Origin of the sequence: Bacillus swezeyi, assembly GCF_030908325.1 — a bacterium.
Lineage (GTDB): Bacteria > Bacillota > Bacilli > Bacillales > Bacillaceae > Bacillus > Bacillus swezeyi.
In genome coordinates, this window is sequence record NZ_CP133085.1 from 2,123,611 (window position 1) to 2,138,959 (window position 15,349).

The 15,349-nt window shown below is 40.6% G+C and carries 23 protein-coding genes; 16 read left to right on the forward strand and 7 right to left on the reverse strand.

The window, feature by feature from the left end:
* Positions 1-158 precede the first annotated feature (158 nt).
* Complete coding sequence (locus RBH91_RS10640) at positions 159-1,190, reverse strand: YdcF family protein (protein ID WP_307894518.1); 1,032 nt, start codon at positions 1,188-1,190, stop codon at positions 159-161.
* Between the two features lie 393 nt (positions 1,191-1,583).
* Here RBH91_RS10640 and RBH91_RS10645 point away from each other — a divergent pair, with 393 nt between their 5' ends.
* The 3 genes from RBH91_RS10645 (at position 1,584) to RBH91_RS10655 (ending at position 4,146) form a co-directional block, all read left to right on the forward strand.
* Entirely contained in the window at positions 1,584-1,727 is a 144-nt protein-coding gene (locus RBH91_RS10645; RefSeq protein ID WP_307894519.1) for a hypothetical protein, read from the forward strand.
* A 119-nt stretch (positions 1,728-1,846) separates the two neighbouring features.
* Positions 1,847-2,284, forward strand: coding sequence for a GNAT family N-acetyltransferase (locus RBH91_RS10650; protein WP_076760673.1), 438 nt, complete (start codon positions 1,847-1,849; stop codon positions 2,282-2,284).
* Between the two features lie 425 nt (positions 2,285-2,709).
* Positions 2,710-4,146: a flavin monoamine oxidase family protein gene (locus RBH91_RS10655; protein WP_404802507.1), complete on the forward strand. Its 1,437-nt coding sequence runs from the start codon at positions 2,710-2,712 to the stop codon at positions 4,144-4,146.
* Between the two features lie 226 nt (positions 4,147-4,372).
* Here the strand turns inward: RBH91_RS10655 and RBH91_RS10660 are convergent, their stop codons facing one another.
* The 3 genes from RBH91_RS10660 to RBH91_RS10670 are packed head-to-tail and all read right to left on the reverse strand — an operon-like array spanning position 4,373 to position 5,414.
* Positions 4,373-4,579, reverse strand: a complete 207-nt coding sequence (locus RBH91_RS10660; RefSeq protein ID WP_307894521.1) for a hypothetical protein — start codon at positions 4,577-4,579, stop codon at positions 4,373-4,375.
* Positions 4,580-4,590: 11 nt separating this feature from the next.
* Positions 4,591-5,037: a YrvL family regulatory protein gene (locus RBH91_RS10665; protein WP_076760676.1), complete on the reverse strand. Its 447-nt coding sequence runs from the start codon at positions 5,035-5,037 to the stop codon at positions 4,591-4,593.
* Positions 5,037-5,414: a YoqO family protein gene (locus RBH91_RS10670; RefSeq protein ID WP_307894523.1), complete on the reverse strand. Its 378-nt coding sequence runs from the start codon at positions 5,412-5,414 to the stop codon at positions 5,037-5,039. The genes RBH91_RS10665 and RBH91_RS10670 overlap by 1 nt, the downstream gene beginning before the upstream one ends.
* Positions 5,415-5,711: 297 nt before the next feature.
* Between RBH91_RS10670 and RBH91_RS10675 the strand changes: the two genes are divergently transcribed.
* The 4 genes from RBH91_RS10675 to speG all read left to right on the forward strand — a co-directional run bounded on the left by RBH91_RS10675 (position 5,712) and on the right by speG (position 7,601).
* Entirely contained in the window at positions 5,712-6,296 is a 585-nt protein-coding gene (locus RBH91_RS10675) for a TetR/AcrR family transcriptional regulator (RefSeq protein ID WP_076760678.1), read from the forward strand.
* A gap of 80 nt (positions 6,297-6,376) precedes the next feature.
* On the forward strand, positions 6,377-6,712 hold the full coding sequence (locus RBH91_RS10680; RefSeq protein WP_076760679.1) for a DMT family transporter: 336 nt from the start codon (positions 6,377-6,379) through the stop codon (positions 6,710-6,712).
* Positions 6,712-7,026: a DMT family transporter gene (locus RBH91_RS10685; protein WP_076760680.1), complete on the forward strand. Its 315-nt coding sequence runs from the start codon at positions 6,712-6,714 to the stop codon at positions 7,024-7,026. The genes RBH91_RS10680 and RBH91_RS10685 overlap by 1 nt, the downstream gene beginning before the upstream one ends.
* Positions 7,027-7,055: 29 nt before the next feature.
* The gene (speG, locus tag RBH91_RS10690; RefSeq protein WP_307894525.1) at positions 7,056-7,601 is read left to right on the forward strand and encodes a spermidine N1-acetyltransferase; all 546 of its coding nucleotides are present in this window, start codon (positions 7,056-7,058) and stop codon (positions 7,599-7,601) included.
* Between the two features lie 17 nt (positions 7,602-7,618).
* Here speG and RBH91_RS10695 read toward each other — a convergent pair whose 3' ends face one another.
* The gene (locus RBH91_RS10695; protein ID WP_307894712.1) at positions 7,619-7,954 is read right to left on the reverse strand and encodes a YxeA family protein; all 336 of its coding nucleotides are present in this window, start codon (positions 7,952-7,954) and stop codon (positions 7,619-7,621) included.
* 208 nt (positions 7,955-8,162) lie between these two features.
* On the opposite strand from RBH91_RS10695, the gene RBH91_RS10700 reads away from it, so the two are divergent.
* Positions 8,163-8,579, forward strand: coding sequence for a hypothetical protein (locus RBH91_RS10700; RefSeq protein ID WP_404802508.1), 417 nt, complete (start codon positions 8,163-8,165; stop codon positions 8,577-8,579).
* A 138-nt stretch (positions 8,580-8,717) separates the two neighbouring features.
* Here the strand turns inward: RBH91_RS10700 and RBH91_RS10705 are convergent, their stop codons facing one another.
* On the reverse strand, positions 8,718-8,903 hold the full coding sequence (locus RBH91_RS10705; protein ID WP_076760683.1) for a DUF4177 domain-containing protein: 186 nt from the start codon (positions 8,901-8,903) through the stop codon (positions 8,718-8,720).
* A gap of 161 nt (positions 8,904-9,064) precedes the next feature.
* Between RBH91_RS10705 and resA the strand changes: the two genes are divergently transcribed.
* The 6 genes from resA (at position 9,065) to RBH91_RS10735 (ending at position 13,306) form a co-directional block, all read left to right on the forward strand.
* Positions 9,065-9,604 carry a thiol-disulfide oxidoreductase ResA gene (gene resA, locus RBH91_RS10710; protein ID WP_307894527.1) on the forward strand — a complete coding sequence of 180 codons (540 nt, stop codon included), beginning with the start codon at positions 9,065-9,067 and terminating at the stop codon, positions 9,602-9,604.
* A 147-nt stretch (positions 9,605-9,751) separates the two neighbouring features.
* Positions 9,752-10,615 (forward strand): manganese catalase, encoded by an 864-nt coding sequence (locus RBH91_RS10715; RefSeq protein WP_307894528.1) that lies wholly within the window; start codon positions 9,752-9,754, stop codon positions 10,613-10,615.
* An 86-nt stretch (positions 10,616-10,701) separates the two neighbouring features.
* Positions 10,702-11,502: a DUF2935 domain-containing protein gene (locus RBH91_RS10720; RefSeq protein WP_076760686.1), complete on the forward strand. Its 801-nt coding sequence runs from the start codon at positions 10,702-10,704 to the stop codon at positions 11,500-11,502.
* 185 nt (positions 11,503-11,687) lie between these two features.
* Complete coding sequence (locus RBH91_RS10725; protein WP_239693644.1) at positions 11,688-11,840, forward strand: hypothetical protein; 153 nt, start codon at positions 11,688-11,690, stop codon at positions 11,838-11,840.
* Between the two features lie 224 nt (positions 11,841-12,064).
* On the forward strand, positions 12,065-12,367 hold the full coding sequence (locus tag RBH91_RS10730; RefSeq protein ID WP_307894529.1) for a hypothetical protein: 303 nt from the start codon (positions 12,065-12,067) through the stop codon (positions 12,365-12,367).
* Positions 12,368-12,700: 333 nt separating this feature from the next.
* Positions 12,701-13,306 (forward strand): TetR/AcrR family transcriptional regulator, encoded by a 606-nt coding sequence (locus RBH91_RS10735; RefSeq protein ID WP_307894530.1) that lies wholly within the window; start codon positions 12,701-12,703, stop codon positions 13,304-13,306.
* A gap of 247 nt (positions 13,307-13,553) precedes the next feature.
* Here the strand turns inward: RBH91_RS10735 and RBH91_RS10740 are convergent, their stop codons facing one another.
* Entirely contained in the window at positions 13,554-14,090 is a 537-nt protein-coding gene (locus tag RBH91_RS10740) for an AAA family ATPase (protein WP_083696924.1), read from the reverse strand.
* Between the two features lie 219 nt (positions 14,091-14,309).
* Between RBH91_RS10740 and RBH91_RS10745 the strand changes: the two genes are divergently transcribed.
* Positions 14,310-14,450, forward strand: coding sequence for a DUF8570 family protein (locus RBH91_RS10745; RefSeq protein WP_164470222.1), 141 nt, complete (start codon positions 14,310-14,312; stop codon positions 14,448-14,450).
* A complete protein-coding gene (locus RBH91_RS10750; RefSeq protein ID WP_076760690.1) occupies positions 14,443-15,276 on the forward strand; it encodes a prohibitin family protein in 834 nt (277 codons plus the stop codon). Before RBH91_RS10745 ends, RBH91_RS10750 begins: the two co-directional genes overlap by 8 nt.
* Positions 15,277-15,349: the final 73 nt, after the last annotated feature.

The following is a 15,349-nucleotide window of genomic DNA, read 5'->3' on the forward strand; positions in this document are numbered from 1 at the left end:
GCTAAGTAAAGGACACCTTTTCTGTTAGAGATGTCCTTTGACCCGTTTGAAATCGTTTTGGCGTTAAAAAGATATTTGAAACATCTTTACATCCTTGTTGGGGGCGGCTGTAAAGGCATGCATACAATTCAAAATTCACAGGTGCATTTTTAAAAGTTTTAATCGATAAAAAATTGAAATGCGGTCAGAAGTATAGAAAATCCTAAAATCGTTCCGACGACAATGCTATGACGTTTGCGATTCATCACAATAATGGCGATATATTCCCGGATCATTGCATTCGGCCAATAATAAAAAGCGGTTTTAGAACCGATCCCCTGGCTCTTTAAACCTGCTCGTTTTGCATATAGGCTGGCACGGAACAGATGGAAATTGTTTGTTGTGAAGATGCTGTTGTATTTGCCGTCTGTTATTGAATCCATCAGTTGTTTTGAGAAAAGCATATTTTGATATGTATTTACAGAACGGTCTTCTTTCAAAGTGTGTTTCTGGGGTATCCCTTTTTTCAAAGCATATATTTGCATGGCTTCAGCTTCAGAAAGGTTTTCATCAGGTCCTTGTCCTCCAGAGAAAATCATTTTCGGAGGAGGAGCAACAGCTGCTTGTTTCCAATAAAAATCGATAGCCTTATTAATCCTGCTTGCTAAGAGCGGGGGGACTGTATCGTTAATTAATCCGCTCCCGAGAACGATGATGAAATCCTGATTACGTTTTGGTCTGTTAAATTGATAGAGAAAATAAGCGGTTAAGAAATTTGTTAAATGAAAAAAGAAATAGACCACAATAAGTGATGATCCTGCGAACATTGGCTGGAAATTTGGTGATAAAAAACGAGCGGGATCAATCATTGAGAATAGGAAAAACAATATGAGGCATATCCCGGAAATTAAAGTTAAACAATTAGACAATCGTTGTCCTTCTCTTTTGATAAGAATTCTCGCATTAAGAAATAATCCGATACATAAAGCAAATAAACCGAACGTTAATATAAAGAAAAAGATCAGCAGCGGTATAATGACGAACAGTTTGAAAAAACCGATTTCAGCGATGAATGCTAGATAATAGGAAAAAACAAGGAATGAACAAAAAAACATGTTGAATAAAAAACCATTGATGATCCTTCTTTGATCTGTTATATAGAAGGCCAGAAAAATCGCTAGAAAAATAAAGGTTATAACACCGTAAACCATGTCCTAAACACCTCCAGATGAATCACTCTGCTTATTATAATATAAAAGACGAGAAAATCCTTGCCGTTTTATTTTAGACGAACTGTATTTTAGATATTCAGGATTTATCCTCACAGCAGTTATTTGTGTTGCTGCCTCGTATATGCCGTCCTGCATTATTCATTGCGGGGGCGATGTTAGCCTACTGACAAGCGGGAATGAACAAAAAAAAGACGGTGTCTTTTTTTATATGAAGTAACTTTTTAACCCGTATGTTCTACTATTCGTAATGGAAAGCGAGAGGGATTATGAAAAGCAATCAATTTCTCAGGAGGCTGTTTGTTATCCTTGCTGTTTTACTCTTAATGAGTGTGATTTTTGTTATCGTATTGATGTCAGGAAGCAAAGTGAAGTATGAAGGTAGTGGGAATAGCGGCCTTTGGTGTTTCTTCAATTGGGCCCAATTATTTTTTGAATTTATATTGGGAAGGCAGCAAAGAAGATGAGAATAGTTCATTTGGTCAGGCCAATGATTTGGAGCACTTTCAGATCGAATGAAAGGGATATATTGTAGAACCAGTCTTGTACAGAAAGAACCGCACTGAGTTTCATACACCTCTTGTAAACAGATTCTGCCTTTTGCAGAAGGAAAACAAAAAAATAGTGGAGGCTTGATCATGGAATTTAAACTTTTTGACGAAAGTGACCTGTTAAAATGCGCTGAAACATTTATTGATGTCTTCAATAAGGAGCCTTGGAACGATGAGTGGACATTAGAAAAAGCCAAACAGTATTTGTTTCATTTTTATCAAACACCAGGATTTAAAGGGATTTTGGCAGCAGAAGGCGAAGCGATTATCGGATTTATTTTTGGTATTCACAGAGTATGGTGGAGAGGAGATGAATTTTTCATTCATGAAATGTGCGTAATGGCAGACTGCCAGAAAAAAGGGGTTGGAAAAGCACTGTTACATTATTTGATAGAAGAGATGAAAGAAAGTGATATAACCAATATTTCACTTCTGACTGATAGGGGAATACCTGCTGAAGAATTTTATAAGAAAAACGGGTTTGAAGAAATTGAAAGGCTCGTGTTCTTAAGTCGAGCGATTTGAGATTTGACGCCGACATTTAAAGTCTCGAAATAAAAGGGGATTTCATGCTGCTGGTAATAATATTGTTATCTAAGGTGATTGAAGGGTTCTATTGTGACCATGACAGCTAGTTATTGTTGTTCTTTTTATAATTTACGAGCGTTTTTTGGGTCCAGAGTGTGAATCGCTGATCGGTTTAAGTTGGAGTCATATCATGAAAATAGACATACAAAAAATATAGTGGACAGAAATGATGTATAGAACATCCTTTCTGAGAAAGCAGCCGCATCACCTTGCGTCCGGGATCTGCAAAGTGAAAAGCCCCTAATAAAGAGAGATATTGGAAACCTGCTAAAAATTCATTTAATCGTGATAGGCACCCTTTTCACTGAATATAATGCAAAAAATCGAAAAAGAGGGTGCCTGATAAAGTGAATTCTCAATTAATGAATAACGATATGGTGGGGATCATTAGAAACGGCCTTGCCGCATCACAGCATCCGAAACATATTATTGTGGTTGGCGCTGGGTTGGCAGGGCTTGTTGCAGCATCTTTATTAAAGGATGCCGGGCACAAAGTGACGATTCTGGAAGCGAATGACAGAGTGGGGGGACGCGTTTACACGTTGCGGTCCCCCTTTAGCGACGGGTTGTATTTCAACGCCGGACCGATGCGGATTCCAGATATCCACACTTTAACTATGGAATATATAAAAAAATTTAAGCTGCCTACAAATATATTTATCAATCGAACGCCGATGGACATCATTTACGCTAATGGCGTGAAAACGCGCCTTCATGTTTTTGAAGAAAATCCGGGTATTTTAAGATATCCTGTTGCTCCACATGAGCAGGGGAAAACGGCTGAAGAGCTGATGTTTTCCGTTTTGCAGCCCATCCTCGATTTTATCGACCAAAATCCGGAGAGAAATTGGCGCATTGTTGAAAAACAGTACAGGAAGCATTCGTTAGGTTCCTTCTTAAACTCTTATTTTTCAAGCGGCGCCATCGATATGATCGGTGTACTGCTGGATATGGAAGCGTATATGGGGATGTCCCTTATTGAAGTATTGCGAGAATCGATATTTTTTACATCGCCGGCTCGTTTCTACGAGATAACAGGCGGGATGGACCGGCTGCCGCACGCATTTCTTCCGCAACTAAAAGAAAACATTCTGTTGCACCTAAAAATGGTGAAGATTTCTCAATATCAAAACAGTGTAACGATCCATTGCATTCATCAACAGTCAGGAGAGCATATAGGGCTGACAGGTGACCTTGCGATCGTGACCGTCCCTTTTACAGCCTTGCGATTTGTGAAAGTTGAACCGTACGATTCATTTTCTTACTATAAATGGAGGGCGATCCGCGAACTCAACTATATAGCCGCAACAAAAATCGCTATTGAGTTTAAGAGCCGATTTTGGGAAAATGCAGGACAGCGCGGCGGCAAATCCATCACTGATCTGCCCATTAGATTTTCGTATTACCCGAGCCGCGGCATTGGATCGAGTGGACATGCCGTCGTTTTAGCGAGCTATACGTGGGCGGATGAGGCGCTGACATGGGACAGTCTGTCTGAAGGAGAGCGCCTCAGATATACGTTAAGCAATTTATCAGAAATCTACGGAAATATCGTGTATGCTGAATTTGTGTCCGGCGCTTCTTTCAGCTGGAGCCAGAACCCTTTTTCTGCCGGGGGTTTTACAGCTTTTGAACCAGGGCAGGAATTAGAGCTGTATCCTTATATTCCTGTTCCGGAGGGAAGAATACATTTCGGCGGAGAGCATACCTCACTCACTCATGCGTGGATGGAAGGAGCGATTGAATCTGGAATACGAACGGCGTATGAAGTGAATAATGTAACGAAATCATTACACTAGAGCTGTGGATGATAAACTTTGATGTACTTGATGATTTACAAAGCGGCAGCCGGTATCGCAGTGTTCTTGTTTTATCTGATTGACGATCTGTCATATACAGGGTATGCGGTTTGAATCATGCGTTTCTACATGAGGAGTATTGCTGCGGCTGCGGTTTATTGATTTTGGGATTCCATCATATTGTTGCTTGGAAAAAAGTAAACGTATCCAAATGGAGGGGGTGTGATTATTTTTTTGGGTGGTTACCGAATGGGTTAGAGCTTGAAAAAGTACCGATAAGCATGCAGACAAGCATGTAAATAATAAACCCTTGCATCGCTCCAAAAAATCCGTCAAATGTGCCGCCTGCTGTTATGAAAAGTACGGCAATGGATATATCAGCTGTGACAGCATATTTTTCTTTCGTTTTTATAGCATCTTTTAACTTGCTCATATTTTGCACCTCTAACTGAAGCTTTTTTTCTCATCAAACACCACTTCAATGACAGCGATTAAGGCTGCGGCAATGAAAAGGACATTTGAAGGGATGAAAACACTGTCCATGAACTGATCGACAATGTGGAATGTGACCAGGTTCATTGCAAAGTCGATCATAAACTTTAAAGATCGATATGTGGTTTTGTCCTCAACCGTTAGAGCGGCCATGGCGATTAAGATTTTTCCAATGAACTCAAAAACCCCTCCGATGATAAAACAAAGCACGATGAAAAGCAATATCGATGTATGCGATTCATACGAAACGCCAAACAGCTTAAAAAATCCCGCTACACCAAAGAAAATGAGTAAAGCAAAAATTGCTAAAGCCGCAAAAAGAATGATAGCGATCCCTATTATTGCGCCTAATTTTGACTTTAAATCCAGCTTTCTAAAGGGCAGATATTTCTTGCTCATCAGCCGCACGCCTCTTCACTGTCATGCTTTTTCTCCAACCGCTTCATCAAACATGTCATTACGCGCCCACCGGTATAAATAGCGATGCCGACCGTGAAAATGCCGATCAGCAAAGTGATCCCCCTATTTACATCCATATCAAAAATATAGTGCTTGGCGATCAACATGAGGCAGAATAAAGCTGCAACCAGGACTGAGTAGACAATGACCAAAGTGGCCAAAGATTTTTTCGTATACTCTCTCAGCTCATCAAGATGGCAAATGCCAGCACAAACAAACATACAAATCGAAGCGCTGTTTTCCAGTAAATCATTATCAGCAATTGCTTGAACAAAAAAACAGACAAAAATCCCAGTGAGACCTATTGTTTTATTCAATCTGACCACCCGTCTAATATTCTTTTTTGCCATTGGCTAGCTCGAGTTTTTCCTTTTGAAAAATAATGCAGAGACGGAACCAATGATTTCATGTACATTCAACTCCATTTATGTCAGGGCGTATTATTACAAGTATAAAAGAGGATGATTTTCAATGACAGCAAACACGTATGATTTTAAAGAAATTTTAAACGGACTCGAAACATTTCATCATCATTGAAGCGATATGGTTGACATGATACACTTCATCCGCTAAAATGACTGATAGTCATTCATTTTTTAGAGGAGGTCTTCTATTTGCCAAAACAAACATCAGGGAAATATGAAAAAATATTGCATGCGGCCATCGAAGTCATTTCTGAAAAAGGGTTGGATAAGGCCTCCATTTCGGATATCGTGAAAAGAGCCGGGACTGCCCAGGGGACTTTCTATTTATATTTCTCATCAAAAAATGCGCTGATTCCGGCGATAGCGGAGAACCTTCTGACACATACGCTGGATCAAATCAAAAGCAAAATCGAAGGATACGAGCCTTTCTGGACAGTCATGGACATTTTAATTGATGAGACATTCAACATTACAAACCTTCATAAAGACATTATCGTACTTTGTTATTCAGGGCTTGCCATCGACCATTCATTGGAAAAATGGGAAGCCATCTATCAGCCGTATTATTCATGGCTTGAGACAATCATCGAAAAAGCCGCAGAAAACGGCGAAGTTATTCGGGATATAAATGTAAGATGGACGGCCAGAACGATCATCAATTTTGTTGAAAATACAGCTGAGCGGTATTATATCGGAGCTGAAAAAGATGAAGACATCGAAGTGTTCAAGAAGGAAATATTCACATTCTTAAAAAGAAGCTTAGGCGCAAGGTAAAAAATGACGGGCAGAAGCCGTTCATTTTTTATTTCTCTAAAAATGACTGACATTCATTCATATTTGAAAGGGTGCTGCATATGAATTGGCTCTTTGTTTTGATTGCAGGATTTTTGGAAGTGGTTTGGGCCACGGCGCTTAAAGGCGCAGAGACATTGTTAGACTGGACGGTCATCTTTATATTGATTGCCGTCAGCTTCATTTTACTCATTCGTTCATACCGGAAAATTCCGATGGCGTCAGCTTACACTGTATTTGTCGGTATCGGAACCGTCGGCACTTATGTTACCGGAATGGTTTTGGGGGAACCCTTTTCAGGAGGGCAAATTTTCTTTTTAACCTTGCTGTTAGCCGGAATTATTGGCATGAAGCTTTTCACAAAAGAACACGATACACAGTCAAGAGGTGAACATTGATGGCATGGTTTTTGCTTGTTGTTTCAGGAATTGAAGAAATGATCGCCGCCATCGCGATGAAATATGTAGACGGCACGAAAAAGAAATGGCCGATCATTGTAATGGTTGTTGGATTTGCTTTGTCATTTTACTGCCTTTCAAAAGCAATGCAGGTTCTCTCCGCCGGAGTCGCTTATGCAGTCTGGACCGGGATAGGGATCATCGGCATTACGGCCGTCAGCTTTTTTTGGTTTAAAGAACGGTTACAACTTCCGCAGCTGCTGTCGCTTTTATTGATCATTGTCGGGGTCGTCGGCCTGCGGCTTACATCTTAATATTTTGATTTACATTGGAGGATGTTTACATGTCTAATCAGCTGAAATTACGTCCGTTGGAAAGAGAAGATTTGCCATTTGTCCACCGTCTCAACAACGATGCGAAAATCATGTCTTATTGGTTTGAGGAGCCTTACGAAACGTTTGTGGAATTGCAGGATTTATTTGATAAACATATTCATGATCAAAGTGAACGTCGATTTATTGTGGAGAAAGAGACAGAGATGATCGGATTGGTTGAGTTGGTCGAAATTGATTATATTCACCGCAGAGCGGAGTTTCAAATCATTATTGATCCGGAGCATCAAGGCAATGGCTATTCATCCGTCGCGACTTATTTGGCAATGAACTATGCGTTTTCTGTATTAAATTTGCACAAACTGTATTTAATCGTGGATGAACAAAACAAAAAGGCCATGCACCTTTATAAAAAATCCGGTTTTTTCATCGAGAGCGAGCTCCAGGATGAGTTTTTCGTCGACGGTTTTTACCATAACGCCATCAGAATGTGCATTTTTCAGAAGAAGTTTTTAAAAATGAAACAATCGCAAGGGGGTATGGATGTGAAAGAATAGAGATGGCAAGGCCATCTCTAGTTTTTTACACCTAACTTGTCTTTCGCATTCTTCGGAATGTCGTCTTTCTCTACCTCTTCCCAAGACTTCACGCCTTTTTTATTTGAATAATATACACGTAAAAATGCATCTTTTCGAAGGTTTTTGTCCGCAGTAAATTCCATTGTTTTTTCATGGCCATCCTCGTCAAAACCGGCTAGCTTATAATTGAACATTTTATATTCTTTGCCGTCATCAGTTTTTGAAACATCTTCTTTCCCATCAGATGTAATTTGAACATAATATTGATCTGCTCCGAGCCGGTTCAGGTTGCATCCTGATAACACTGCTGCAAATGCGATATGCCGTTTCATATTCTTCACCTCATTTATTTGTTCTTTCACGATTGTAAGCCTCTTTCTTCAAAGAAAAAATTGAATCATATGACAAGAACATTACACTTTTGTAAGGTTAGCTGGCGGACATCGCGGTAACATTGAATGACAAATAATAATTTCCTTTTTATTGAAGTGGGTTTATAATGTGGAAAAAGGAGGGATCTTGATGAAGAAAATGATGGTGATGCTGACGTTTGTCCTTTTGGCAGCCTGGAATTTGAATGCCCAGCACACGCTGGCAAAAATCACAAAAGACGAAACAAAAGTGAGCTTTACAATGACTGAGGATAACAAAGGGTTTTTTATGGCGGACGGTACAAACAGCAAGTACTATCCAACATGGCCATACTACAAATTTACGATATTTGATGCGGAAGGCTGTACACTCAACATCAAACTGCAGAGGATCACTTTATCCGGAAATGCGATAACGTTAAGTGAAAAAGAGTTCACGGGAAATCATTTGAATTTAAGTGCGGCAGGTAAAGTAAGCGGAACACCATACCGAAATCATTATTTAGACATCACAAAGGTATCCGGCTGCGGTGACGTTGTCATCAAAGGCTTTTACGGCTTTGAGCATGAAGTGCCGGACGATTAAAATGACTTCTGCTAGAGTCCTTTTTTTCAAGGCTATTCATTTCGTTTGAAGCGATGTTAAGATCTTCATAAAATCGATAAGGAAACGAAACCGTCAAAGGGGCAGAGCCCCTCTTTTTTAGTGTGTTTTGAGAAATGATCAGGCATCTCTTTCAAATATCAGCTCAAAATAAGCCGCTGTCCCATATCCGGAAGTCCCTGGTGCGAAAATTTGAACGAATTTCCATCCTTCTTGGGCGTAATCATGGATGATTTGCTGATAATCTTCTTTTGGTTTTTTATTGAACGAGCTTAATTCTACTTTTACAAATTGATATTCTTTCATTTCAAAATCCCTCCTTTTCATGTTTATACGGTGAAAATACGAATAGGTTTCTTTTGGATGGAGCAGGCCTTGAGATCATTACTGAAAAAGAAGGGGTGAATACCAGAGTGAACTAAGTATATGTGTGTATTTCTTAAGTACTTACATAAGGGAGAAAACAAATGAAAAAACAGCACAGGCTATTGTTTAGTGCCATTATTCTACTCATTTTATGCTCTGCCGCCTGTTACGCTCTTTATCAGCATGTCGCAAAAGAGGCGGAACAGAAGGGAGGGGCAGTGCTTCGCCAGCCAGCTGCAAATTTTAGGCTGCCGGCAGTAAACGGTGGTGAAATAGAGCTGAAAAACCTTCAAGGAAAGGCTGTTCTTGTGAACTTTTGGGGGTCTTTCTGCGAACCTTGCAAAAGGGAAATGCCTGCCATTCAAAAAGCCTATGACCGTTATAAAGAAGCCGGTTTTGAAGTGGTTGCTGTCAATGTTCAGGAATCAAAGGCTGCGGTCAAACATTTTTTGGATCATCACGGTTTGTCCTTTCCGGCGGCATTGGATCAAACGGCTGAAGTCTACCGCTCATGGGAGATTTTCTATTTGCCTGCTTCTATATTTATTAATCCGGACGGTGTTATCGAGCGTATGTATGTTGGAGAAATGTCAGCCCGGCAGCTGGATCAATGGATAAACGAGCTGTTGAAAAACACTTGAGAGGGGAATTGCCTGCGTCCTTTTGAAATAGCAGCCGCTTTTTAACTGCCTCTTTTCCGGACCGGATTCATTTCAAATTCAAGTATAGACAAACACCTATTTCTCTTTTCTGTCATAAGGTAGCTCTGGAAAGGAGGAGCGGTACAGATGTTTTTTCATATTAAAGAATTGCAGTATCATGCAAAACCCGAAAAGCCTGATGCCTTATTTGCGAAAAAGCTGCAGGAAATACTAGGGGGGCAGTTTGGAGAAATCTCAGTTGCCTTGCAATATCTTTTTCAAGGCTGGAATGTCCGGGGAAATGGCAAGTACAAGGATTTGCTAATGGATACAGGGGCGGAGGAACTGGCCCATATTGAAATGCTGGCGACGATGATTGCGCGCTTGTTGGACGGAGCGCCTGTAGGCGATCTTGAAAAAGCGGCAAAAGATCCAGTTATCGGTGCCATTCTTGGAGGGATGAATCCGCAGCATGCGATTGTATCAGGGCTCGGAGCTATGCCGGCAGACAGTGTTGGGAACCGCTGGACCGCTGATTATATTATTGCTAGCGGCAATTTGCTCGCCGACTTTCGGGCAAATTTAAACGCTGAATCACAAGGACGCCTCCAGGCTGTTAGGCTCTACGAAACAACAACAGACCGCGGCGTCAAGGATATGCTGTCCTGGCTGATTGCGAGAGATACGATGCATCAAAATCAATGGATTGCGGCCATCAAGGAGCTGGAGGCAAAAGAAAATGTCGTCGTTCCAAGCACCTTCCCGAGGCGTCTCGAAAAAAGAGAAGTGTCCCACGTCTTATTTAATTTCTCGAGAGGAAATGAGAGCGCCGCCGGCAGATGGGCACATGGAACGAGCATGGATGGAGAAGGTGTGTTTCAATATGTTGAACAGCCGCAGCCGCTCGCAAAAAAGCCGATACTACAACCAGCCCCTTCTTATATACATGATACACCGCCTTCGGTCATTAAAAATCATGGGGCTGAAGCGCCGCCTCCACATCTGTATTGACAAATTGCCTGCATCCCCTTAGGTCATAATTCGGATCAAAGGAGAATAGCTATATTGAAGAATGGCTTTTTAAAGGGGGCGCGAGATTGAAAACATATAAGGAAACGGCGGTCTTTGAACATAAGTTTTGGCTTCAGGTCATGGGGGATCACGCCCGTTTTATTTTGGATTCTTTAGCTGAAAAAGAAAAGGAAGATATTCAGCAGGCGAAACGGTTTAAACAAACATTTGATGTATTGCTTAAAAAAGTGAATACTTCGGCTGATTTGTATTCCTTGACTCTGGAAGCAGAAGACTATGTCCTTCAGTTTAGGAAATTCAAACTGTCTATCATTAAAAGGCATTTAACAGGAGATATTAAAATTCATCTTTCCCCGACTTTCATCAATCATATGGTAAATGAGCTTGAAGAATATCTGCTGATCATGAAATATCTGAAAAAGCGGGAAGCACCGCCCGTTTTTCATGAGCTTCACCATCATATGCTATGGCTGATGGATGCGGCCGGACATGCCGGAGCGATCGCCGATGAACTTGATGCGGTTGAAAAGCGGCTGAAAGAAAAGAGCCAAGGGTTTGTAAAACATTTTGAGCAGTTTTATATAAAATCCGTGGAATTAACCGGCTACCTGAGAGCCAATGTGGAATCCTTTCCGGCTCTCAGAAAAATGAACAAAGATGTGAAGCTTGAAATAGAATTATTCAGAACATTTTTAAATGAAGTAGAAGAATTAGAATTGACAGAGCAGATGCTCGGGACATTTTCAGCGCTCATGGCCGACCATATGATGAGGGAAGAATGCTATTATTTAATGAAAATCGCAGAATCGACAAATGCGCAAAAACCTGCGTGTGATCCAGCAAAACCAAGACTTCAGGAAAAGTAAAACCATCGGTTTTGCTTTATTTTTTTGCGCGGAAACAGGGCATCTAACAATTCATACATCTGATGATACAGCCTGATATATGTTAAGATGGCAAATAGCATCATTTTTTTGTTGTTATATTCAGAATACATAAACAGTCCCGTCCGCGTTCTTTTTTTGACTTCAGAAAGAACGGAGGATTTTGATTGAAGATCAGGAAAATCAAAATATCAGATGGAGAAAACGTTCTCAAGCTGTGTCAAAGATTAGATCAAGAATCCGAGTTCATGATGTATGAACCGGGAGAACGCCAAATAGAACAGGTTGTCAGCCAGCTCGTCTCAGATCTTTGTATGTGAGCGGAACGGGAGATGAATCGGATATATAACGGCGATCAGAGGACAAGCTAATAGAACACGGCATCGTGCCCATATTGTAATAGGCATTCTTCAAGCGTATACAGGACAGGGAATAGGTATCCGCCTCTTTATCGAAGGGAGAAAGCATTCGATGATGGTGAATGGAACATATGTTGATGAGTATTTCATGGCCGAATTCATATAAAAGGGAATGGAGGTTTCTTATGAAGGACGAGCACCGCAATATCATGTCCGCTGTCAGCTATTATAAAACCGAGCGTACCATTGATGGCAATCAGCAGCATTATACGAAAAAACAGTATGATATTTACTTATATGAAGACAAAATTTTAACAGGGAACCGCCATTTTTCTTTGGAGCATGTCAATGATGTATCATACAGGCCTATTTCGGATGCTGGTTTGCTTTACCTTCATACAAATCAAGGGGTATTTGCATTTGAAGTGGATGTTGATCCGGCGCATTTTATCAAATCTTATAAAAAACTGAAAAATTCAATTAAATAAATTACAATATATATGCAGTTTTTAGCAGTAAATGCTAGAATGAATGTTGGGATTTTTGCGGAAGGGTGTACGCGTGCCGTCAGAAAGTACTTTTAAGCAGAAATTTACATACCGTTTGGCCTTGTTGAATTCATTATAGTTACCAGGCTTATGTCACTTGGCGCTGTTTGCTTTTCACTGCTATGCTTGAAAAGAGCGCCCATTCAGTCTGTTGGTGCAGGTTTTAAGTGCCTTTTCCAATTTTCTTTAAAAATAATAGTCCTTGGCGTTTACAGATTTTCTAAATCCATACCGATTCATTTTCAATTAGAGAAGAGAGGACAGGACAGCTTAATGAAAAAGAACACACAGAATACGATTCAAAAAATCGTAGATGCCGGATATCATCTGTTTGCTCAAAATGGATATTCGGCAACATCTGTAGATGAGATCATGAAAGAAGCCGGATACTCCAAAGCTACATTTTATTTATATTTCAAATCTAAGGAGACGCTGTTTCTACATATTATGAATGAGCAGATGGAAGAGCGGTTTCAAACCAGTATGAGATGTTTTCAGAAAAAGAATTTGAGGGGACTGCTGACAGGAATTGAACACTTGATTCAAACGACAAATAAGGAGCATTCGACAGCTTTGTTTTTGGAATTTATGGCAAACAGCCACAGATACCCTGAAATTCAGAGGAAAATGTCTTTGTTATATGAACGGTGGAGAGAGTTTTTTGTCGTTTTGATTGAGCAGCTTCAGGATGAAGGGATCGTTCAAAACCAGCTTCATCCAAGAGTGATGGCAACAACATTGATTTCGATTTTTAACGGCTATAACAACCAACATTATGCAGACCCCTCGATTAATAAACAGGAACAGCTCCAATCCATCATTTTTTTGCTCAACCCAAAAATATATTCCCAAATTAAACAAAAAATAATGAATATATAGCAGGATGCTAAAATAGCTGCCGGCTCGGCCGGCGGCTTCAGGGTGTCGCTAAACCCTCACATTTGTTGTCAGGCCTGCTGGGTCCGTGCTCACGAATAAGAAAGGAACGGCTGCTACAGCTCTGCCGCCTTGTCTGAACGCCGCATTCTGTGAAAGTCAGCTCTGTGTCCGTCCTTCCTGAACTGCAATGTTCTGAATCACGCTTTAAAAAGCATGGCAAAATCCGCCGGAATACAGCTCATTCTGCCTATGCGAGGCGTGCCTCCGACTCTGCCCTTTTTATAATTTCAGCCGCTGTTTCTTCTGGGGTCAAATCAGATGAATCGATCCAAAGTCCTGATTTTGGATTTTCATTTTTCAGGATGTTATAAAGAGGTTCGATTTCCCAATTGGAATAGCCTGTTTTGTTTCGCAGCTTTTCTCTCTCCATAATAGCTTTGACATTCGGGTTTAGCGTAATAAAGTAAAGAGGCTTTGCTGCAAAGCTTTCAAGAAAGGAATGAACCGCTTTTCCCAAATAGATGTCCTGTAAAACGACGGCGAACCCTTCTTTGTAATACATTTCTGCAACTTTTGCCGCGATAGTGTAGCGAAGCTTCAACTGTTCTGCCGCACCTTGCGGATCATCTGGTGACATGTCAATGCTTCCTTTCACAATCATCTTTCGAAATAGATCTCCCCGGACATGAACACTTTGTTCAAATTGTTCGGACAGCAATTGAGCAATCGTCGATTTTCCCGAGGCCATGATCCCGGTGACAATATAAATTCCCTTATTTAACATCTTCATCACTCCCGCCCAGAATAAAGAGCCTCCTGAAACCATATAAGTTGATGATGAAACATTTTAATGTTCTTCTCTCAGCTGCGGTCAAATTCCTTCTGAATCATCACAGCTCTTATAAAAAAAATGAAACTTTAAGTTCATATGAACGTAAACATAAGTGGAATGATTTTAAAGTCATACGAATTAATCAACAGCAGGTAAAAGGGGTGAACAAAAGTGAAAGTCATGATCGGCTCCATCATACTTCTTTTTATTATCGGGTTTGGAGTATGGCTTATGTTAAGCCCGCTTTTTAAAAAAGTCGGGAGCGGAGCAAGCAAAATCAAGAAAACGCTGGAGGATGACCGAGATGAATGAAAAACAAACCAAAAAGAACAAAAACAAAGCATTACTTGGCGGAATTATTGTCGCCGCCGCTTTAATTGTGGCGGGATTTACGGCTTCCCTTTTCATAGAGAAAATCCCGAACGGCTATGTCGGGGTCGTCTATTCCCCAAATGGCGGTGTGAAATCAGAAACGCTTGATCAGGGATGGCACTTTGTCGGACTGTTTGACAAAGTCACAAAATATCCGGTTCGGATGCAGACTGTAAACAATCAGGATATTCAAGTGGCAACCTCAGACGGAAAAAACATTTCGATGGATATTGCCTATAACTATGTCGTACAGCCTGATAAAGTCGTAGAATTGTTTAATAAATTCGGAGCGGTCGATATTGGATCGATAGAAAACAGCTATCTGAAAACGAGATTATGGGATGCTGCAAGAAAGTCAATTTCAAAATACTCCGTGATTGATACCTACGGAGAAAAGTCATCCGATGCGGCCGCAGAAGTGCAAAAAACATTTGCCGATGATATGAAGAGGCTCGGGTTTGTGATTGATGACTTAACCCTTGGGGTTCCAAAGCCGGATAAAGCAACACAAGAAGCGATTGACGCGCGCGTGAAGTCTTCGCAAGAGCTCGAAAGAACGCAGACAGAGCTTAAGATCGCCGAAGCGGAAGCGAAAAAGAAAAAAATTGAAGCTGAAGGTATCGCCGAGTACAATGAAATTATTAAAAAATCAATGTCAGATGAAATGATTCAATATCAGTGGATCCAAAAATGGGACGGAAAAATGCCGAAAGCCACGGGCTCCAATTCGTTAATTCAGCTGCCGAAAGATGACGCCGGCAAATAAAGCGTAAAAAACCCCTTATTTTTAAGGGGTTTTTTAAAGCTGATATAAAATAAAGAATAGTGAGGAACACATT